Source organism: Enterococcus sp. HMSC078F03 (assembly GCF_001811595.1).
Classification (GTDB): domain Bacteria; phylum Bacillota; class Bacilli; order Lactobacillales; family Enterococcaceae; genus Enterococcus; species Enterococcus faecalis.
In genome coordinates this window covers 127,146-149,362 of the sequence record NZ_KV805560.1, presented here as the reverse complement: position 1 = coordinate 149,362, position 22,217 = coordinate 127,146, and the positions used below count along the sequence as shown (strand labels likewise).

Sequence of the window (22,217 nt, the reverse complement as noted above, 5' to 3'; positions counted from 1 at the left end):
CGATGACCACTCATGAAAAAGTTATTTTAGTAGGAGTTGAGACGGAAAAAAATTATCAGACATTTTCTGCATCAATGGAAGAACTGGCGAATTTAACGGAAACTGCTAATGGAGAAGTGGTGTTTGTTTTAACGCAAAAACGACCACAAGTTGATCGACAAACCGTAATCGGTAAAGGGAAATTGGAAGAATTAATTCAATTAACAGATGCCTATGAAGCGGATCTTGTGATTTTTAATCATGAGCTCACACCGCGTCAAAATCAACTGTTATCTGAAGCGTTAGCTGTACGAGTAATTGATCGTGTACAATTAATTTTGGATATCTTTGCTTTGCGTGCGCGCTCCAAAGAAGGAAAGTTACAAGTTGAATTAGCACAATTGGATTATTTATTGCCTCGCTTGGCTGGTCAAGGAAAACAGTTGTCCCGACTTGGAGGAGGTATTGGGACACGCGGGCCTGGTGAAACAAAATTAGAGTCGGACCGCCGACACATTCGGAATAAAATCTTAGGCATCCGTCGTGAGTTAAAAGAAGTCACTGCTCATCGTGAACGAAGCCGCCAAAAAAGACAAAATTCAGAACTATTTCAAATTGGCTTGATTGGTTATACCAATGCTGGCAAATCAACCATTCTCAACATGTTGACAACAGCAGGAACTTATTCAGAGGATCAATTGTTTGCAACGTTAGATCCTTTAACCAAAAAATGGCAATTGCCTCAAGGCATGGAAGTTACTCTGACAGATACGGTCGGCTTCATTCAAGATTTACCAACACAACTGATTGAAGCCTTTCAGTCGACATTGGAAGAAAGTCGGACGATGGATTTACTGCTCCATGTAGTGGATGCAAGTGCGCCAGATCGGTTACAACATGAACGCACAGTTCAAACATTGATGAAAGAATTAGCGTTGGAAAATATTCCGTGCTTGACGGTTTATAATAAAAGAGATCAAGTGGACAGTAAAGAATTTGTCCCAACCTTATTTCCCAATGTATTGATCTCAACTAAAATTTCTGAAGATAAAGAACGACTGGTTCAAGCTATCCGTGCCCAAATGATGGAATTACTCGAGCCTTATCAATTAGAAATTAGCCCAACTGATGGACAACTATTAAGTGAACTTCGCCGGATGACACTAATGTTTTCAGAAGAATATGCTGAAAATGAAAATCGGTATATCGTGAAAGGATTTGCGAAAAAAGAGTCTAAATGGTTGGCTGAATCCGAAAAAGAATAAAAAATGGTAAGTTGATTAGAAATGATTTGTAAAAACAAATCATTTCTATTTTTTTGATTAGTAGTAGAAAATCAGCCGTGAAAAGATGGAAAAGTCCATATTTATCAGGTTTTTTGTTTTATGTTAGAAAATCTAACATAAGTTCTTGACAATTTGTCATTCTATTGTTATTCTAAGAAATAACTAAGAGAGGAGGATGGAGATGAGAGAAAAAGAGTTACGCCGTTCCATGTCAGTTTTTCCAATTGGTACAGTTATGAAACTAACGGATTTGACCGCTCGACAAATTCGCTACTATGAAGAACAGGGATTGATTCATCCAGAACGTAGTGAGGGCAACCGACGCATGTATTCTTTAAATGATATTGATGTTTTGTTAGAAATTAAAGATTATTTATCTGATGGATTGAACATGGCAGGGATTAAGCGTGTGTATGAAATGAAATTAGAGGAACAAAAAAACACCGCCGAGGCAACTCGTCCATTAACCGATGCAGATGTTCGTCAGATTTTATACGACGAAATTCTTTCGCAAGGAGGACTTACTCAGCAAAATCCGTTCCAATCGAATGTACCAAGGCTTTAACGTTTCAGCAGCCAATAAAAATGAAGGATGGGGATCAGACCGATGACAAGAAAAGCCAAAACGGCAGAAGAGATTAAACATATTGCAGAAGAAGAAAACGTACGTTTTTTACGACTAATGTTTACCGACATTATGGGAACAATTAAAAATGTTGAAGTTCCTGTGAGTCAGCTAGATAAAGTATTAGATAATAAAATGATGTTTGATGGGTCATCCATTGAAGGATTCGTTCGTATCGAAGAAAGTGACATGTATTTATACCCTGATCTATCTACATGGATGATTTTTCCGTGGGAAAGCGACCATGGAAAAGTTGCGCGCTTAATTTGCGATATTTACAATCCTGATGGTACCCCTTTTGCTGGAGATCCCCGCGGTAATTTAAAACGCGCCTTAGCAGATATGAAAGAATTAGGCTTTACTTCTTTTAACTTAGGACCAGAACCAGAATTTTTCCTATTTAAATTAGATGAGAATGGTGAAATTACCACTGATTTGAATGATAAAGGTGGCTATTTTGATTTTGCGCCAACCGATTTAGGTGAAAATTGTCGCCGTGATATTGTTTTAGAGTTAGAAAGTTTAGGCTTTGAAGTGGAAGCTTCGCATCATGAAGTAGCACCTGGTCAACATGAAATTGACTTTAAATATGCTGATGTAGTTGATGCTTGCGACAATATTCAAACGTTCAAATTAGTTGTGAAAACTATTGCGCGCAAACATGGCTTGCATGCAACATTTATGCCAAAACCTTTGTTTGGAATTAATGGTTCTGGTATGCACTGCAATATGTCATTATTTAATGAAGAAGGTAATGTTTTTTATGACGAGTCAGGAGAGATGGGCTTAAGCCAAACTGCGTATCATTTCTTAGGTGGTTTATTAAAACATGCCCGTGCCTATACTGCGGTATGTAACCCAACAGTGAACTCTTATAAACGCTTGGTACCAGGTTATGAAGCACCTGTTTATGTAGCTTGGAGCGGCAGAAATCGTTCACCACTCATTCGAGTTCCTGAGTCTCGTGGTTTATCGACTCGTTTAGAGTTACGTTCTGTCGATCCTTCAGCGAATCCGTATTTAACAATGGCTGTCTTATTACAAGCAGGTTTGGATGGTATTCGTAATGAACTTACGCCACCGCCAGCAGTTGATCGTAACATTTATGTGATGAATGAGGAAGAACGTCAACATGCACAAATTGAAGATTTGCCATCAACCTTACACAATGCCATCAAAGAATTACGTAAAGATCAAGTAATGATTGATGCATTAGGTCGTCACATTTTTGCCAATTTTGTAGAAGCAAAACGAATGGAATGGGCAGCCTTCCGTCAAACCGTTTCTGAATGGGAAAGAGAACAATATTTGGAGTTGTACTAAAAGCCGTTACTTTTAATAATCTTAATGTTTAGAAAGAGGGAGATAAGTCGAAACGCTTATCTCCCTCTTTCATTCTTTAGTTTGTGAACGAATAGATAATTTCTATTTCACAAAATAAAGTAATTTTAATTCAGTGAAATAGTTTGTTTATAGGGGATAAAGTGGTTTTTTTCTCAATTTCTCTTTTATTTTTAAGCAAAAAAATTGACAAAATCTTTCATAATTTGTGAAATTCCGCTATAATAAACAAGAATATGCGTGCAACTATTCTATTTTTTAGATATAAAGGATGAGAAAAACATGCGGAAAATGAAAACAATGGATGGGAATGCTGCAGCAGCTTATATTTCCTACGCCTTTACAGAATTAGCAGCCATTTATCCAATAACACCAAGTTCAACAATGGCTGAGCTTGTTGATCAGTGGTCGGCCGAAGGTAAGAAAAATATCTTTGGTCAACCTGTGAAAGTAGTCGAAATGCAATCGGAAGCTGGTGCTGCCGGGGTGGTCCATGGCTCTTTAAAAACAGGCGCGCTTACCACGACCTATACGGCTTCACAAGGGTTACTTTTAATGATTCCTAATATGTACAAAATAGCTGGAGAACTATTACCATCTGTTTTTCATGTGGCGAGCCGAGCTTTAACTACGAATGCTTTAAATATTTTTGGTGATCAAGGAGACGTAATGGCCGCACGCCAAACAGGCTTTGCTATGTTGTCAGAAAGCAGTGTACAAGAAGTGATGGATTTGGCACCAGTGGCTCACTTAGCTTCGATTGAAGCGAGTGTTCCATTTATGAACTTTTTTGATGGCTTTAGAACAAGTCATGAAATTCAAAAAGTGGCAGTTCTTGACTATGAAGAATTAGCACCCTTAGTAAATCAAGAGAAATTAGCCGAATTTCGTCGTCGAAGCATGAACCCGAATCACCCTTCCGTTAGTGGAATGAACCAAAATCCAGATATTCACTTTCAACAACGAGAAACAATAAATCCTTATTATGAAAAATTACCTGGTATTGTTCAAAAATATATGACAGAAATAAACCGGTTACGGGGAACCAATTATGATTTGGTGACGTATTATGGCGCAGAAGATGCAGAAGAAGTGATCGTTACAATGGGTTCAGTTGCGCAAACAATTGAACAGACTGTTGATTATTTACAAGAAAAGGGAAGAAAAGTTGGCTTCCTTAATGTCCATCTTTATCGACCATTTCCAGTTGAAACATTTCTCGAAAAAATACCACAATCAGTTAAAGCAATTGCTGTTTTGGATCGGACGAAAGAGCCCGGTTCTGGTGGCGAACCGTTATTATTGGATGTCCAAAGTGCGATGTATGAAGCGGACATTCGCCCAACAATTATTGGTGGGCGCTATGGTTTAGGTTCTAAAGATGTACTGCCAAATCAAATTGTTGCGGTTTTTGATGAATTAATGAAAGAACGTTCTGCCATGAAGAAGCGTTTTACAATTGGGATTGATGATGATTTAACTTATACTTCATTAGAAGTTGGCAAACCACTTGATTTGACGAATCCGAAAACCTATCAAGCTAAATTTTGGGGCTTTGGTTCTGATGGCACAGTAGGGGCGAACAAGTCAGCAATTAAGATTATCGGTGATCATACAGACAAGTTTGCGCAAGGCTTTTTCTATTATGATTCAAAAAAATCAGGCGGGTTGACCGTTTCTCATTTACGTTTTGGCGAGACGCCTATTCGTTCAACGTACCTCATTGAACATTCTGATTTTGTAGCCTGTCATACAGCCGCTTATTTGCATACCTATGATTTAGTAAAAGGGTTAAAAAAAGGCGGTACTTTCCTCTTAAATACCATTTGGAATGATGAACAACTAGCACGATTTTTACCAAATCAATTAAAACGGTATCTAGCTGAAAATGAGATTCAGTTTTATACAATCAATGCAGTAAAATTAGCTAGTGAAGTCGGACTAGGCGGGCGAATTAATACCGCAATGGAAACAGCTTTCTTCAAATTAGCGGAAATCATGCCTTTTGAGCAAGTGTTACCAATTTTAAAAGAAGAAGCACTGAAAAGTTATGGTCATAAGTCCATGAAAGTTGTCGAAAAAAATATTCAAGCAATCGATAAGACCGTTGAATTGTTGCATCAGGTACCTGTTCCAGAAGAGTGGAGAACGCTTGAAGTTCAACCGCGAAAACGTTCAGAAAATGTTAGTGATTTTGTTCATGAAATTGTTGAACCGATTAATCGTCAAGAAGGCAATGCGTTATCTGTTGCGACACTAGCGAAAAATGGGATGACAGATGGGCGGATGCCTTTGGGAACTGCGGCAGTTGAAAAACGTGGGGTGGCATTAGAAGTACCTGAATGGATTAGCGATCGGTGTACCATGTGTAATGAGTGTGCCTTTGTATGTCCCCATGCGGCGATACGACCATTCTTAGCCGATGAAGAAGAAATGACTGAAGCTCCAGAAGGATTCATTGTGCGTGATCTACGTGGTGCCGACGGCTTGAAGTATCGTATCCAAGTCTCAGTCAAAGATTGTACTGGCTGTGGTCTTTGTGTTGAAGCCTGTCCAGCTAAAGGCAAAGCTTTAGTAATGAAACCTTATGAAGAAGAAAAAGAGCAGGCTATGAACTGGGCGTTTGCTATGACGTTACGTCAAAAGGAAAACCCAGCAAAACCGAATACTGTTTTAGGTTCGCAATTTAATAAACCTTTATTAGAGTTTTCTGGTGCTTGTTCTGGTTGCGGCGAAACGCCTTATGTTAAATTATTGACGCAAATGTTTGGTGACCGAATGCTGATTGCTAATGCAACAGGTTGCTCATCGATTTGGGGTGCTGCAGCGGGTGTGACACCTTACACTACGAATGAACAAGGACAAGGTCCAGCCTGGTCAAATTCTCTTTTAGAGGATAATGCCGAGTTTGGTTACGGCATGTTGTTAGCAACGCAAGCGCGTCGCGAACGTTTAGCTAGTAAAATGACCAAAGCTTTTTCTGTAGCCAGTGACTCATTGCGTCTATTGATGGAAGATTGGATAGCACATCTGTCCGAAAGTGAAGGTACGCAACAACGTGCAGCTAAATTACGTGCAGCTTTGCTTGAAGAAAAAACGAATCAACCTTTATTGGAAGCAATTTATGACGATCAAGATCTTTTTGTCAAACCAAGTCAGTGGATGATTGGTGGGGACGGCTGGGCCTACGATATTGGCTACGGCGGGATTGACCACGTGTTAGCCAGTGGCGCGGATGTAAATATGTTAGTTCTAGATAATGAAGTCTATTCCAACACAGGTGGCCAAACTTCCAAAGCAACTCCTGCATCAGCGATTGCGAAATTTGCTGCCAGTGGGAAATATGCTTCTAAAAAAGATTTAGGGATGATGGCAATGACTTATGAAAATGTCTATGTCGCTCAAATTGCCTCAGGTGCAAACCAAATGCAGACGATTAAAGCTTTTGAAGAAGCAGAAAAATTCCCTGGACCATCGATTATTATTGCTTATACACCATGTATTACACATGGTTTAGCAGGTGGGATGAGTCAAACGTTGAAAGAAGCGAAAGATGCAGTTCATTCAGGTTACTGGTCTTTATATCGCTATAATCCATTATTGCGAGAAAAGGGCAAAGAACCAATGACATTGGATTTCAAAAAACCAGATTTTTCATTAATGAAAGAGTTTATGCGCCAACAAGTTCGCTTTGCATCCTTAGAATCTAGTCAACCAGATACAGCGGAATTGTTATTTAATAAAACAATTAATGATGCTAAGAGACGGTTCTATAATTATGCTCGTTTAGCTGGTCAAGAAGAAAAAATTCGAGCAAAACTTGAAAAACAAAGTGAACCAGAAATAACTGCGCCAGAGAACGAGAAGCCACGAGTGAAAAAGGAACGCGTAGTTGATCCGGAAGCGGAAGCAAGAAGGGCTGCCCGCCGCGCAGAACGAGCAGCCAAGAGAAAACAACGTGAGCAAGATTAAATAGAAATCAAAAAAACGTGTCTGAGCTTTTTGCTTGGACACGTTTTTTAGTTAGAAATGCGATTTTTTGATGAAAAATTTCAAGTTATTTGAAAAAGTTCCTAAATTTTTTTGATGTTTCCGCTTGCGTTCTGTGATGAAAGAAAATAATGTGGTATACTTGTTAGGAAATCTTGAGAGAGAAGTGAGGGGTATGATGTCGTTTCAATTGAATCAATTATTAGATTTGAATTATTGGCAGCAAGTCATCTCAACGGATTTCTTATCTAAGGATTTTGTTATCAATATCATAGATATCCTAGTCGTATGGTACCTCGTTTACAAATTAATCATGCTTGTTCGTGGAACAAAAGCAGTCCAACTATTAAAAGGTGTCGCTGTTTTTATCATTATCCGCATTCTAAGTGAGATAATTGGTCTACATACATTATCTTGGTTAATGAATCAAGTTATCATGTATGGTGTAATCGCCGCGGTTGTTATTTTTCAACCAGAAGTGCGAAGAGGGCTGGAACATCTAGGGAGAAGTTCGTTTTTCCGCCCGAATAAAGGTGCGCAACAAGAAGATGAGCGTATTATTCAGGCCTTTGACAAAGCCATTCAGTACATGTCAAAACGGAAAATTGGTGCTTTGATAACCATTGAACGCAATACCGGTTTAGATGAATACATTGAGACAGGTATTGATTTGGATGCCGATATTACTGGTGAATTACTGATTAATATTTTCATTCCAAATACACCACTACATGATGGTGCAGTGATTATCAAAAATGAAAAAATTGCTGTTGCTAGTGCGTATTTACCGCTATCAGAAAGCAATTTAATTCCAAAAGAATTTGGAACGCGCCATAGAGCCGCAGTCGGTATCAGTGAAGTCAGTGACGCCATTACGATTGTTGTTTCTGAAGAAACTGGTGACGTTAGTTTGACGTTGAACAATGAATTAATTCCTGGCCTAACGCAAGAAGAGTATTTAACAATTTTGCGTAAGGAGTTAATTTCGGAATCATCGGAAGATAAAAAAAGTGCTTTGCAGCATTTTATCGATGATGTAACAAAGGGGGTTAAACGCAAATGAGAAAAGCCTCCCAAAAAAGCTGGTTTAATGGTTTGCTTTCATTGCTGTTTGCATTGTTGTTATTTTTTAATGCCAATGCAACAGGCAATAATCCCTCCAATTCAGGTTCAAGCCAAACGTATAGTGAAACACTGAATAATATTCCGGTCCAAGTCCAATACGATAAAGACAAATATTATGTCTCTGGATTTGAAGAGAGTGTAAATGTTCATTTACGTAGTGCGAACCGCATTCAATTAAACATGGAATCAAATGCTGACACACGAAATTTCCAAGTGGTCGCAGACTTAACCAAATTGCCATTAGGAACTTCGGAAGTGCCTTTGACAGTTCGGGGACTAAGTTCAGCTGTTACAGCTGAAATTGAACCGAAAACAGTGACTGTAACGATTGAAAAGAGAGTAACAAAAAAATTCTATGTAGAAGCACAACTTTCTGATAACATTGAAAAAGAAGGGTACAAAGTAAAAAATATTTCTGTAGATCCAAAAACTGTAGAAGTAACAACTGGAGAAGAAACAGCAAAAGCAATTGACAAAGTGATTGCGCCAGTCTCAAGTGCCAAACAAACAATTGATACGATTAAACAAACGGTAAATGTCCAAGCGCTAGATGCTAAAGGTCAAGTCCTAAGTATCGAAAATCCAGCACCACAAGTCAAAGTAACAGTAGGCTTAACTGCGCCAACGAAAGATGTACCACTGAATGTTAGTATGACAGGTACGCCACCTGCTGGGATCGCTCATTACAATTATAGTTTATCAACGTACCAAGTTAGAGTCAGTGGCCCGCAATCAATTTTAGATACGCTAGAATCAATTGAAGTACCGGTAGATATTTCTGATATTCGCAAAGAAACAAAACAATCAGTGACTATTCCCGTTAATGGAGAATACGTAGTTACACCAGATGAGGTTGACGTTTCTTTGAGCCCCGTGTACAATCAACAACAGTCATCAAATACAAATGAAACTTCAGGGGAACCTGCAAGTTCAACAACGGTTGGCTCAGGTAGCCAAGCAGTACAACCAAGTACATCCAGTCAAGTAGAATCAAATACTTCTGAAACAACAAGTGAGGGATCAACAGTAGAAAGTACAACTGCTGGTTCAACTGAAAATACAGAGAATCAAGTGACTAAGGAGAATCAAAATGGGTAAATATTTTGGAACAGATGGTGTAAGAGGAATTGCAAATAAGGAGTTAACACCTGAATTAGCTTTTAAATTAGGGCGTTACGGTGGTTATGTGTTGAGTCAACATGAAGATAGTTCAAGAAAACCTCGTGTTCTCGTAGGCCGCGATACACGTATTTCAGGTGAGATGTTGGAACAAGCATTGATTGCTGGGTTATTATCAGTCGGGATTGAAGTTTTCCAATTAGGGGTGATTTCAACACCTGGTGTAGCATATCTTACTCGTTTACAAAAAGCATCCGCTGGCGTAATGATTTCAGCTTCACATAATCCTGCGGAAGACAATGGGATTAAGTTTTTTGGGGCAGACGGCTTCAAATTAGTAGACGATCAAGAAGCAGAAATTGAAGCATTGTTAGACGCAGAAGAAGACACCTTACCAAGACCTTCTGCAGAAGGCTTAGGCTCGTTAGATGAATTTCCAGAAGGCTTACTAAAATATTCGCAATTTTTAGTTCAAAGTATTCCTGGCGATTTAGCAGATATGACTGTTTGTTTAGATGCTGCCAACGGAGCAACCGCAACAGCAGTCAATCGTGTCTTCGCGGATTTAGAGACAGATTTCTATACAATGGGAACAAGTCCTAATGGATTGAATATCAATGATGGTGTGGGTTCCACTCATCCTGAAGCTTTGGCAGAAATGGTTGTTGAAAAAGGCGCAGATGCTGGTTTGGCTTTCGATGGCGACGGCGATAGAATTATTGCGGTCGATGAATTAGGACGAATTATCGATGGTGATAAAATCATGTATATTTGTGCCAAGTATTTAGCTGAGAAAAAACGTTTGAAAAAAGATACAATCGTTACAACAGTGATGAGTAATCTAGGTTTCCATAAAGCTGTAGAAGAAATTGGCTTAAAAGATGTGGTAACGCAAGTGGGTGATCGTTATGTGGTAGAAGAAATGCGTAAAAATGATTACAATTTTGGTGGCGAACAATCTGGTCACATGATCTTTTTAGACTACAATACAACAGGTGATGGCATGCTTTCAGGGATTCAATTGTTGAATGTTATGAAGCAAACGGGCAAAAAATTATCTGAATTAGCGGATGAAGTGACGATTTATCCACAAAAATTAGTCAATATTCGTGTCACAGATAAAAATGGTGCAATGGAAGTTCCAGCAATCAAAGCAGTTGTCGAACAAGCAGAAGCAGAAATGAATGGCGAAGGTCGTATTTTAGTTCGTCCTTCTGGAACAGAACCATTGTTACGTGTGATGGCCGAAGCGCCAACACAAGAAAAAGTTGATTATTACGTTGATAAAATTGCTGAAGTAGTACGTGCAGAAATCGGCGTTGAATAAGAACCAATTAGAAACCAGACACTTAATGCTAGCTTGCGTTAAGTGTCTGGTTTCTTTGTTGGAAATCAAAAAAAGAAAATAGCTAATAAGCTCCGTCTATCATTGACATAGAGCGGTTAAAAGGGTACTATTTTAGAAGTAAGATGCACCGTGTATCTTCTTTTTTTATTCGATAAAATCAAGAAGGGAGCGGCTGTAAATCAATGGAGTTATAGAATGGAGGAGCGAAATGAAAGAAAAAATGTCCGTCAAGACAATTGTAGCAATTGGAATTGGCTCTGCAGTTTTTGTTATTTTAGGTCGATTCGTTGTGATTCCAACTGGGATTCCTAATACGAACTTAGAAACGTCGTATCCATTTCTTGCTTTAATGTCAGTTGTTTTTGGACCAGTAGCTGGAGGGCTAATTGGTTTGATTGGTCACACATTAAAAGATTTTACCACGTATGGTAGCGCTTGGTGGAGCTGGATTATTTGTTCAGGAATTATTGGTATTATTTTTGGCTTCGCTGGTCGTAAAATGGATCTTCAACATGGTGAATTTACAACAAATGACATGGTGCGTTTCAATATTTTCCAAGCCTTTGGCAATATCGTCGTTTGGGGCTTAATCGCGCCTAGTTTGGATATTTTGATTTATAGTGAACCCGCAAGTAAAGTGTTTACACAAGGAGTATTCGCGACTGTTTCAAATATTGTCGCTGTGGGGATTATTGGAACATTGTTGATGAAAGCTTATGCATCAACAAGAACAAAGAAAGGCAGTTTATCAAAAGATTAAGAAGCTGTCGAAATAATTTAAATGGTTAAGGGTCTGCCCTAGTAATTACTTTGCTAATGCTCAGACCCTTTCTTTTATGGAGAAACTGAGGTGAGGCCGAATGAAAAAACCAATCATTACTTTTAATAATTTTTCCTTTCAATATCATAGCCAATCTGAACCGACATTAAAGGGGATTCAATTAACCATCTATGAAGGAGAAAAGGTTTTAATCGTTGGGCCTAGTGGTAGTGGTAAATCAACATTGGCGCAATGTATCAACGGGTTAATTCCCAATATTTATGAAGGTGAGATTCAAGGAACAGCTACGGTTGCTGGTAAAAATATCCAAGAAACAAGTCTATTTGATTTGTCTTTTGATGTAGGAACTGTTTTGCAAGATACCGATGGGCAGTTTATCGGTTTAACGGTTGCTGAGGATATTGCTTTTGCTTTAGAAAACGATGCAGTTGTACAAGCAGAAATGAAAAAAGCGGTCCACAAATGGTCCGAGATTGTTGAGCTGAATCAGTTATTGCAACACCGTCCACAAGATTTGTCAGGTGGTCAAAAACAACGTGTATCTATGGCGGGCGTTCTAATTAACCAATCAAAAATTTTACTTTTTGATGAACCTTTGGCTAATCTTGACCCACGAGCGGGACAAGAAACAATGACTTTGATTGACACCATTCAACAAGAAACAAAAGCGACTGTTTTAATAATAGAACATCGCTTAGAGGACGTTCTTTGCGAATCAGTTGATCGAATTATTGTCATGAATGAGGGCGCAATTATTTCTGATACAACGCCAGATGAATTGTTACGTCAAGATACGTTGACCCAACAAGGGATTCGTGAACCTTTGTACGTTACAGCCATGAAATATGCTGGGATTGATTTAACACAAGTTAGTCATTTAGACAAATTAGCCGAAGTATCAGGCGAAACAGTTTTGTCCAAAATGACACAGTGGTCTGTCCAACCTAGTTCAGTTAGTGCAGTCAAAGGAGCTGAACTGTTACGTTTGGAACAAGTGTCCTATCAATATGATCGTCACGGTGAAAAAGTGTTAGATGACTTCTCAGTAACTATTCATCATGGAGAAATGATCAGCATTGTAGGAAAAAATGGTGCCGGGAAGTCTACACTTTCTAAAATAATTTGCGGGTTCATCACGCCTCAATCGGGTAAAATTTTATGGGAAGGCCAGGATTTTTCCAATTATTCAATCAAAGAACGTGCAGATAAAATTGGTTATGTGATGCAAAATCCCAATCAAATGATTTCTAAAAAAATGATTTTTGAAGAAGTAGCTTTAGGATTAGTTTTACGAGATGTGCCACAAGCAGAAATTGAGGAACGTGTGACGAATATTTTACATATTTGTGGGCTGTATCCCTTCCGGAACTGGCCGATTTCTGCATTGAGTTTTGGGCAGAAAAAACGGGTAACTATTGCATCAATCTTAGTTTTAGAACCTGAATTATTAATTTTAGATGAACCAACAGCTGGGCAAGATTTTAAACATTATACAGAAATGATGACATTTTTAGAAGAATTGAACCGCTTAGGTGTGACTATTTTAATGATCACTCACGATATGCACTTAATGTTGGAATATACAACACGTGCGTTAGTAGTTTGTGATGGACGTTTACTAGCAGATGCGACTCCAGTTGCTGTTTTAACAGATGAAAAATTAATTCAAGCGGCTTCTTTAAAAGAAACGAGCTTGTTTACCTTTGCTAAAGCGTTAGGCTTGGAAAATCCCTTGCTATTTACGGAAAAATTTGTTGCTTACGATCGTGAGGTGCGTTTTGGATGAGTGAACGACAAATGTTAGGCTATCATCCTGATTCAACCTGGATTCATCGCTTAAACGGCACAAGCAAATTAGTCTTTTTAATCGTTGTCTCTGTGGCTTGTATGACCACGTATGATACTCGTTATCTGTTAGGAATGTCTGTGATTTCGCTTGTTTTGTTAAAATTATCAAATATTAAATGGCATCAAATATCTTTTGTTATTAAATTTATTGCTATTTTTTCTTTGTTAAATATCTTAACGGTTTACCTTTTTGCACCTGAATATGGGGTTGATTTATATCAATCACGTACCGTGATTTGGGAAGGAATCGGACGGTTTACTTTGACACAAGAAGAATTATTTTATGAATTTAATTTAGTTTTAAAATATTTCTGTACGATTCCGTTGGCATTAATCTTTTTATTAACAACAAATCCTAGTGAATTTGCCTCCAGCTTGAATCGAATTGGTGTGAGTTATCGGATTAGTTATGCAGTAGCGCTGGCTATTCGTTATATTCCCGATATCCAAGAAGATTTTTTTAATATTTCTTTAGCACAACAAGCGCGAGGTTATGAGATGTCTAAAAAGGGACGGTTAGGCCAACGAATCAAAGGCGTAGCACAAATCGTTTTACCCTTAATCCTATCTAGTTTAGATCGAATTGAAACTGTGAGTACCGCTATGGAATTAAGGCGTTTTGGTCAAAAGAAAAATCGAACGTGGTATGCGCAACAACCTTTTCATCTGCGTGATTTTTCGGTAATGATACTTGCCTTGTGCTTATTAGGAATCAGTTTCTGGTTGTTCCATGTGAATGGTGGACGGTTTTATAATCCATTCCAATAAATAACAAATTGATAAGGTTCTATAAATAGAACGGATATTTTTTTATTATTAAGAATCTAGTACTTTCTCTTACTATGAGTGTACTAGATTCTTTTTTTACAACTTTAAAGAACTAGACCAATTTTAGTTTTTTAGATTTTTGTTGACAAGCACCTACTTTTAATTGTATTATTGTTTATGTTTCTACGGAATATATTTGCAAAGGAGGTATATAGACCAATATTGGATAGCGCCAGACCTGAACGTTCAGGTGACGAGGAGAGAGCTTATCGAAGATTCGGCGGGTGGCTCTAGGGACTGCACTCTACAGATAACAAAGAAAAACTAATTGTGAAGTTAGAACAAAGCGGTTATCACGCAGGTAGAAACATATAATGGGATTTGCTAGTTAAACAGGACCTAGTAAATACAGAATTTCAATTGGAAAGTAGGAATTAGCATTATGTGTGGAATTGTCGGAATGATTGGAAAAGAAAATGTCACGGAAAGTTTGATTCAAGGATTAACAAAATTGGAATATAGAGGTTATGATTCTGCTGGGATTTGTGTGAATGATCAAAGCCAACAGCCCCATGTAGTTAAGGCAGTTGGAGGCATTGCCGATTTAGCAGCAAAATTAACGCCAGAAATCGATGGAACAGTTGGTATTGGTCATACTCGTTGGGCTACTCATGGCGAACCAACTGTCGCCAATGCACATCCCCATGTTTCAAGCGATCAACGCTTTGCATTAGTGCATAATGGTGTCATTGAAAACTTTGAAGAATTAAAAGAACAATTTTTAAGTGGTGCTCACTTAATTGGTGATACAGATACTGAAATCGTCGTTCAATTAATTGCTCATTTTGCTGAAAATGGTTTTTCAACAAAAGATGCTTTTAAAGCGGCCTTAGCCGAAATTAAAGGTTCATACGCTTTTGCTTTAATGGATAAAATGGACCCCAATACTATCTACGTAGCGAAAAATAAAAGCCCGTTACTTATCGGTCTAGGTGAAGGCTTTAATGTTATTTGTAGTGACGCGATGGCGATGATTAAAGAAACCAATCAATTTGTTGAGATTGTTGATGGTGAAATTGTAACTGTTACAGCGGACAAAGTAGTAATCGAAACGCCAGAAGGACAAGTAATCAACCGAGAACCTTTTGAAGCGCAATTAGATTTAAATGACATTGAAAAAGGAACATATCCGTTTTATATGCTCAAAGAAATTGATGAACAACCTGCAGTGATGCGCAAAATTGTTCAAGCGTATACTCAAGGTGAAAAAGTGACTTTAGATGAGGCGTTACTTGGAAAAATTAATCAATGTGATCGAATTTACATTATTGCTTGTGGAACAAGTTATAATGCAGGTTGGGTCGGAAAATCTTTAATTGAAACGATTGCCAGTATTCCTGTGGAAGTTCATTTATCAAGCGAATTTGGCTACAACATGCCTATTTTATCTGAAAAACCGTTCTTCATTTTCTTAAGTCAAAGTGGTGAAACGGCAGATAGTCGCCAAGTACTGGTACAGGTTAATGAATTAGGGCATCCATCACTTACATTAACAAATGTTGCTGGCTCAACATTATCACGTGAAGCGGACGATACCTTGTTATTACACGCAGGACCAGAAATTGCTGTCGCTTCCACCAAGGCTTATACTGCTCAAATCGCTGTCTTAGCTATTTTAGCAAAAGCAATTGGCGAAGAACGCCAAACATTAGCAGCCGTCTCATTTGATGTGGCTCACGAATTGAGCGTGGTAGCAGCTGTCATGGAAACCTTGATTGATGAAAAACAACAAATGAAAGCCTTAGTGGAAGATTATCTGACGTATACTCGAAATGCCTTCTATATCGGGCGAGGAGTCGACTATTATGTGTCGATGGAAGCGGCCTTGAAGTTGAAAGAAATTTCCTACATTCAAGCAGAAGGCTTTGCGGCAGGTGAATTGAAGCATGGAACGATTGCCTTAATTGAAGAAGGAACACCTGTGATTGGGATTGTGACAGATGCCAAAGTCGCAGCGCATACAAGAGGCAATTTAAAGGAAGTTGAAAGTCGTGGAGCAAGAAATATTGTGATTGCCTTGGAATCCTTGGCAAAACCACAGGACCAACTGATTATTCCAGATGTTCATCCGTTACTTTCTGCCTTAGTTAGCATTGTTCCAGGCCAATTATTAGCGTACTATGCAACTTTACAAAGAGGCTACGATGTTGATAAACCAAGGAACTTAGCCAAAAGTGTAACTGTTGAGTAAATCAAGAACCTGAGAGAGATGTTTAACGGGTTCTCATAAGTTTTTGAGCGTGGAGCAAAAATCCAAAGTGATTTTTATCCCACGCTCAAATATTTTTTATAAAAGAAAGATATTCAGTCAAAAATGAAAGATTCCAAAGAAATTCTTTTTTTCCGTTGAAAACTGTTTGCATTTTAGCAAAATTAGATATAATTAATAAGAACCGAAAAATAAGAATTAGCCAGTGAGGTAACTTTGTTTGAAAGAAAGCAAAAAGTAGGTTAAGCTGAAAAGTGCTAATTTATTTAACAAAAAAAGATTGTGAGTTGTTTGATATGGATCAGTTTAGTACATTAACTGAACAAGAATTTACTACCTTTGCAATGACACATCCTGCAGGTAACTTTTTAGAAACACCCGAAATGAAACATTTATTGGAACGACGTGGCTGGCATTGTGAATACGTTGGCGTCAAACGAGAAGGTCAACTAATTGCTGCGTGTATCCTAAGCAAGAAAAAAGTCAAAATTGGTTATGCTTTCGACATTGACGGCGGGATTTTGATGGATTATACAGATAAAAAATGTGTAGAAGCCTTTTTCACAGGCTTAAAAAAATATGTGAAAAAAAATGATGGCCTTTATTTAACCTTTACTCCAAATAAACAAATTTGTTTACGTGATTTTAATGGCGGTGAAGTTGAAAAGGTCAATCAAGAAACATTTGACTATTTCACATCAATTGGTTTTGAACACCAAGGGTTTGATGTGCACAATTTTGATGGCGCGCCACGTTGGCTGTTTGTCAAAGATATGACTGGATTAACAGAAGAAGAGCTTTGGAAATCTTATGGAAAAGATGCTAAATATGACATCAAGAAAACATGGGAATATGGAGTAACAACCCGAGAACTTCGTTACGAAGAGCTACCTCTCTTTAAGAAATTAACGGAAGAAACAAGTGCACGGCGTAATTTTGAAGATAAGGATTTAGCTTATTACCAAGCTGTTTATGAAGAGTTTGGCGAACGAGCGAAATTTATGGTGGCGGAACTAAACTTTGCTACTTATTTAGAAAATCTTCATGAGAAATTACGCAAATTACAAGAGACGCTCAACGAAGTCAATGAAGCGTTAATTGCCAATCCTAAAAGCCGTAAAAAAAATAACCAGAAACGTGAATTTGAAGATGAAGTTCGTACCGTGCGCAAACGGATTGACGAAGCTAAAGAAATGAAAACATCAGATGAACCTGAAATTTTAGCAGGCGCCTTATTCATTGTTCATCCACAAGAAGTGGTTTACTTGTTTAGTGGTACGTATGAAAAATATAAACAATACTATGCACCGTATTTAATTCAACATAAAATGTTAACTTACACAGTAGAAAATAACATTCCCAAATATAATTTTTATGGCGTTGACGGTGTCTTTGATGGAAGTGATGGGGTTCTTAAATTCAAACAATCCTTTGGCGGTCATGTCGAAGAATTAATGGGCAATTTCCAATGGAAAGCCAAACCAATGAAATATGCCTTATATCACGCATTAAAAACAATTAAAGAAAAAGTCTAAAATTAAAACCTAATCCTTAAAAAGGAATGGCAAAGTGAGGCGTTTAAATGGAAAATCAAGTCGAGGTTATGACGTATGCAAAGTTAAAAGAAATTATGCAGGCGTTAGAAGCAAACGAAGCGATTACAGAAGATACAAAGGTCTTTATTGATACAGGCTGGGATAGCGTGCAAGAAGTAGCCCCAGATGCGGTCAGTATTGAAAAAGTTGCTAAATTTACAGTAGCAGATGTTTTAACAAACGAAAGTTTTGCTGGGTATAGTTTAGAAGAAAAGGCGGAGAAGATGAACGCTGAGGGCGACCTAGAAACGGCAATTATTATTCGTAATCTTTACTAAAAAAGTCCGTTTGAATAGTTAAAATCGAGGTCGGGACAGAAGTGTATAGCTCCGAGCAACGCGTAGTGTTGGTTCTGTTCCCGCTGTTTATCAGGTTTTGAGCCTGGAGCAAAAATCCAAAGGGATTTTTGTCCCAGGCTCATCTGCTTTAAATAAGAAATAAAGGAGGTTAGATATGAGTACCATTCATGAATTTCCCAAAAACTATGAACGTTTTATTGCGCAAGGAGAAGAAGCACTTGTAGAACATAATCAGATCGCCGCTTTAGAAAATTTTCAACAAGCCTATCAGCTACAACAAACGCCGCCAGTAAATCAAAAAATTGTCCAATTATTGTTGGAAATGGGCGAAGCTGACGAAGCACTAGCATTGGCAGAAGCGTTCCAAGAGTCTTATTTTGAGAACCTTGAAACAGCGGCAATTTATATGCAAATTTATAGTCAGAGCCGTCGCTTTATTGAAGGATATATTTTATTGAAGCAACTACTTCAAACTAAAAAAATAACGCTAGCACAACAAAAAACGTTAGAACAGCAATTAATGCAAGTGGAAGAGGCGTATCAACAATTAGAAACGCAGCAAATTCAAGCAATTAAAAGGAACTTGTTAGTAAGCGATCAATTGCCCGTTTATCAACAATTAGCGAACATTAAAACCAGTTTATATTTGCCTAAACCAGTATTTGTGGAAGTCGCAAAAGATTTAGTTATGAACCAAGCACTTAGTTATTTTGCTCGGGAATGGTTCATTGAAGAATTAGCACTGTTGCAATTTTCAGAACCACTGACTTTTCTTTGGTATGACAATCAGCCTCAGACAGTCTTACTAGAAGGAAAAACTGGACCGTTAAATACGCCGATCTATTCCGAAATTTGTACTGAACTTAGGAATCGTTTAGAAAATGATGATCCAATTATGCTGCAGCATTTGGAAGAAGAAATTCGATTGCATCTTACCTATTTGTATCCATTAGCAGAGACGGTTATTTCAAATCCAACTATCTGGGTCTTGGGTTATTTGGCAACCTATTATCCTGAATATATTGAAAAAGAATTGACTGAAGCAAAAGGCCATCAAATCGATGCTGTTCAAAATGTTCAACAGGCGATACGAACGGCATTTACACAAATAATGCTTTAAAAAATGGCACGTCCTAAAAGCGAGGACGTGCCATTTTTTCGGTTTCAGAAATTTGCTGAATCTGCTCTAATTGCTTTTCTTGACTGATTATTGCGGATAATAGAAAAAAGCAAGACAGAAATAAGTAAAAAGAATTCCTTGAATCAAGCAAATCACAACGAACAATGGCGTTGCTCCTGGAAAAGAATCAGAAATCCGTGTAATTAAAAATTCAACTAACCACAAAATCATTGAAAATAAAAATAATTTTTTCTGACGAGTTCTCATAGTCCGCAACAACCTTTCTGGTGATTTTCACTTCTCTATCATAACATAGAAAACGAGCTGTTTTTTCTCAAAAATTTTGTTACTTCATAAGAAAAATGGGAAATAAACAAGTTTCAGGAAGTACTAGCTTTACCCGAAAAGAATACTTAATCCATCTTAATCAAACCATACAGTCACGTTTATTGCAAAAGAAGTGTTTTTGGATGGAACAAATTATTTCATAAACACAAATATTTCTTTGTTGTTTGTATAAATGTCATAAAAGTGATTACTTACTACTTTTTGATTTTTAGACATATCCGTATCGATCAGTGGTGCCATCTCTACTCCTAAATTCGATGAAGTATTGAACCAAACGTAATTAGGGAAGTATAGACCGTCATTTGGTGGCACAATCTTTGAAAGAATTGGGTAGTTTCGACTTGTATTAGCATAAACAGTTGAATTTTTGAAAAACGTATTTAAATAAACTTTTTTTCGTTCGTTTGTTACAACATTTTTTAAATCATCTGTTAAAACAGCTTCTTGGCGATTGAATGCTTCTTTTTGATAGTTTAATGTGGAAGAATACACCAAAACAAACGATAAAATATAATAAGAAAACAAGCTGGCCACAAGTAACGAAGTTAGATAAATTGCTTTCACTTGTCGATTGTTAAATAAACTTAACATGCTGATTGTAACGAAAACAGCAAATCCGTAAATATAGCGAGGCGCATCACCTGCGATATTTCTTGAATAGACAATAAAAATACCAAAACTTAAGAGAGAAGCAAGTCCTAAATACAAGATACAATAAAGGAAACTTAAGCCCAAGTTGATTTTGCTATTTGATAGATGACTAATAAAAAATAAAACAAGCAGTAGGAGCAGTAATAAAAGCCATAAACGATTACTTTGGTTCAATAGCTCTGAAAAATAATGGTAACTATTTTGATAAGCCACACTGGGAATATCGTGCAAACTTGGTAAGGCCTGACTGCCCCCAATGTTGTTTGTTGCGGAAGGTACAAATTTTAACTCGATAAGGTAGCTGACTATAGAAAGTAGATAAGCGATAGCAGCAAGTGCGACTTTTTTACAAAGAGCAATGAAATTTTCTCCAGCAAGTAACTGCTTGAAAGTAAGGAATAAGACCATAACTATATAAATTCCTGACGAGGCTTGGTAAGTATTAAACATAACAAACAGTGAAAAGAAAGAAACCAAGAAAAACGTAAAAGAATTACACTGCCACCAATAAAAAGGAAGAAACGAACAAAAAATACTCAATGCCATATAGGGACTATCAAACCTGAAACTAAGACATTGGAGGAACCAAGGATTGAGGCCAATTAAAGTAGCTACTAAAGAGGAACCCCAACTAATTTTTTGGTCATTGATGATATAAATAGCTAGTATGCTTGTGAGAGATAAGATAAGACCTGTCAGAATCGGTGTGGTCAAGCCCAGATCTGTCAAATGACGACTTCCTTGAACAAACCATGAGAGAAATTCACTGCCCCAACGTGCGTAAGTCGTACCAAAATCTGTCATTCCAGCGACTTGGCGAGCATTATCATCTAAATAAGGGAAATTGATAATGCCGATGGATAAAACTGCCACTTGATAAATTAAAATGATCAATAGAAGATAGGTTTTATTTTCAATACACCAGTTCTTTAAATCAATTTTTTTTGATTCTGTAGGTAATTGTTTCATCATTGTACTCCACTCCAATAATTATTTAACAATTAAAATATACCATAACGAGTGGAATGAAGAAATTGCTTTTGTTATTTTCTCATCCTGACAGAACACTAAGGATAGGCAAAACAAAAAAATCCCAACTCTTTATTAAAGAGTTGGGATTTTACCAAAAAGCCACCTGCCGGGCTTGAACCGGCGACCCCCACCTTACCATGGTGGTGCTCTACCAACTGAGCTAAGGCGGCACTTTCAAAGGCTAAACTGCGACGAGTAATCGCCAAAGTTCCTTTTGAAAAATCGTACAAATCTCGTGCACAAGAAATAGAATAACGTATAGATGAAAGTTTGTCAATTGCTCTTTCGTAAAAAAAGAAAAATGATTTTTTTCTAAGAAAAACTGTTGACAATCTCTTTTTTCTCTAGTAAAGTGTAAATCAACATCACAGATAACTATTCATTCGTTGAAGAGAAGAGTAAATTTTGATGACCTTCAAAAGAGAGTCCTGATTGGTGAAAAGGGACAAGGTTCAGAAAAGTTGAAGATGGCCTCTGAGAATAAATTGCTGATAAGTAAGCAATTTCGGCTAAGCACCCGTTACCATGTGCACCAAGTTAATAAAGACTTGGATAAGAGATGAGATATAAAGAATCAGTTATATTTCGAAAAAAGGTGGTACCGCGAATCATTCGCCCTTTACTAGCAAAATGCTAGTGAAGGGCTTTTTGCTGTGAATCACTACGACTGGCGCGAAGCGACAGAGTAGATGA

16 protein-coding genes, 1 tRNA gene and 1 other annotated feature are annotated in these 22,217 nt (G+C 37.6%); of the genes, 14 read left to right on the top strand and 3 right to left on the bottom strand.

Annotated elements, in window-relative coordinates:
- Positions 1 to 2: 2 nt before the first annotated feature.
- From hflX to HMPREF2810_RS07965, 14 genes are all read left to right on the top strand, one after another.
- Positions 3 to 1,244, top strand: coding sequence for a GTPase HflX (gene hflX, locus HMPREF2810_RS08030; protein ID WP_002419729.1), 1,242 nt, complete (start codon positions 3 to 5; stop codon positions 1,242 to 1,244).
- Between the two features lie 202 nt (positions 1,245 to 1,446).
- Positions 1,447 to 1,830, top strand: a complete 384-nt coding sequence (locus HMPREF2810_RS08025) for a MerR family transcriptional regulator (protein ID WP_002388239.1) — start codon at positions 1,447 to 1,449, stop codon at positions 1,828 to 1,830.
- A 42-nt stretch (positions 1,831 to 1,872) separates the two neighbouring features.
- A complete protein-coding gene (gene glnA / locus HMPREF2810_RS08020) occupies positions 1,873 to 3,213 on the top strand; it encodes a type I glutamate--ammonia ligase (RefSeq protein ID WP_002356929.1) in 1,341 nt (446 codons plus the stop codon).
- A 258-nt stretch (positions 3,214 to 3,471) separates the two neighbouring features.
- Positions 3,472 to 7,203, top strand: a complete 3,732-nt coding sequence (gene nifJ / locus HMPREF2810_RS08015) for a pyruvate:ferredoxin (flavodoxin) oxidoreductase (RefSeq protein ID WP_002419728.1) — start codon at positions 3,472 to 3,474, stop codon at positions 7,201 to 7,203.
- A 196-nt stretch (positions 7,204 to 7,399) separates the two neighbouring features.
- The gene (cdaA, locus tag HMPREF2810_RS08010) at positions 7,400 to 8,284 is read left to right on the top strand and encodes a diadenylate cyclase CdaA (protein ID WP_002389035.1); all 885 of its coding nucleotides are present in this window, start codon (positions 7,400 to 7,402) and stop codon (positions 8,282 to 8,284) included.
- The gene (locus tag HMPREF2810_RS08005) at positions 8,281 to 9,444 is read left to right on the top strand and encodes a CdaR family protein (protein ID WP_010715334.1); all 1,164 of its coding nucleotides are present in this window, start codon (positions 8,281 to 8,283) and stop codon (positions 9,442 to 9,444) included. Before cdaA ends, HMPREF2810_RS08005 begins: the two co-directional genes overlap by 4 nt.
- Positions 9,437 to 10,792 carry a phosphoglucosamine mutase gene (gene glmM / locus HMPREF2810_RS08000; protein WP_002356936.1) on the top strand — a complete coding sequence of 452 codons (1,356 nt, stop codon included), beginning with the start codon at positions 9,437 to 9,439 and terminating at the stop codon, positions 10,790 to 10,792. The genes HMPREF2810_RS08005 and glmM overlap by 8 nt, the downstream gene beginning before the upstream one ends.
- A 229-nt stretch (positions 10,793 to 11,021) precedes the next feature.
- Complete coding sequence (locus tag HMPREF2810_RS07995) at positions 11,022 to 11,573, top strand: ECF-type riboflavin transporter substrate-binding protein (RefSeq protein ID WP_002356937.1); 552 nt, start codon at positions 11,022 to 11,024, stop codon at positions 11,571 to 11,573.
- A 100-nt stretch (positions 11,574 to 11,673) separates the two neighbouring features.
- Complete coding sequence (locus tag HMPREF2810_RS07990; protein ID WP_002419727.1) at positions 11,674 to 13,380, top strand: ABC transporter ATP-binding protein; 1,707 nt, start codon at positions 11,674 to 11,676, stop codon at positions 13,378 to 13,380.
- The gene (locus HMPREF2810_RS07985; protein WP_002419726.1) at positions 13,377 to 14,210 is read left to right on the top strand and encodes an energy-coupling factor transporter transmembrane component T family protein; all 834 of its coding nucleotides are present in this window, start codon (positions 13,377 to 13,379) and stop codon (positions 14,208 to 14,210) included. Before HMPREF2810_RS07990 ends, HMPREF2810_RS07985 begins: the two co-directional genes overlap by 4 nt.
- Before the next feature lie 442 nt (positions 14,211 to 14,652).
- Complete coding sequence (gene glmS / locus HMPREF2810_RS07980) at positions 14,653 to 16,461, top strand: glutamine--fructose-6-phosphate transaminase (isomerizing) (RefSeq protein WP_002419725.1); 1,809 nt, start codon at positions 14,653 to 14,655, stop codon at positions 16,459 to 16,461.
- 314 nt (positions 16,462 to 16,775) lie between these two features.
- Positions 16,776 to 18,014: an aminoacyltransferase gene (locus HMPREF2810_RS07975; protein ID WP_033591624.1), complete on the top strand. Its 1,239-nt coding sequence runs from the start codon at positions 16,776 to 16,778 to the stop codon at positions 18,012 to 18,014.
- Positions 18,015 to 18,061: 47 nt separating this feature from the next.
- Complete coding sequence (locus tag HMPREF2810_RS07970) at positions 18,062 to 18,352, top strand: hypothetical protein (RefSeq protein ID WP_002419723.1); 291 nt, start codon at positions 18,062 to 18,064, stop codon at positions 18,350 to 18,352.
- 175 nt (positions 18,353 to 18,527) lie between these two features.
- On the top strand, positions 18,528 to 19,493 hold the full coding sequence (locus tag HMPREF2810_RS07965; RefSeq protein ID WP_010715333.1) for a hypothetical protein: 966 nt from the start codon (positions 18,528 to 18,530) through the stop codon (positions 19,491 to 19,493).
- An 87-nt stretch (positions 19,494 to 19,580) separates the two neighbouring features.
- Here the strand turns inward: HMPREF2810_RS07965 and HMPREF2810_RS07960 are convergent, their stop codons facing one another.
- The 3 genes from HMPREF2810_RS07960 to HMPREF2810_RS07950 form a co-directional block, all read right to left on the bottom strand.
- On the bottom strand, positions 19,581 to 19,760 hold the full coding sequence (locus HMPREF2810_RS07960) for a hypothetical protein (RefSeq protein WP_002383739.1): 180 nt from the start codon (positions 19,758 to 19,760) through the stop codon (positions 19,581 to 19,583).
- Between the two features lie 213 nt (positions 19,761 to 19,973).
- The gene (locus HMPREF2810_RS07955; RefSeq protein WP_010715332.1) at positions 19,974 to 21,464 is read right to left on the bottom strand and encodes a glucosyltransferase domain-containing protein; all 1,491 of its coding nucleotides are present in this window, start codon (positions 21,462 to 21,464) and stop codon (positions 19,974 to 19,976) included.
- A 157-nt stretch (positions 21,465 to 21,621) separates the two neighbouring features.
- Positions 21,622 to 21,694, bottom strand: a tRNA-Thr gene (locus HMPREF2810_RS07950).
- Between the two features lie 207 nt (positions 21,695 to 21,901).
- Positions 21,902 to 22,147: a binding site (T-box leader), on the top strand.
- The last annotated feature ends 70 nt before the right edge of the window (positions 22,148 to 22,217 follow it).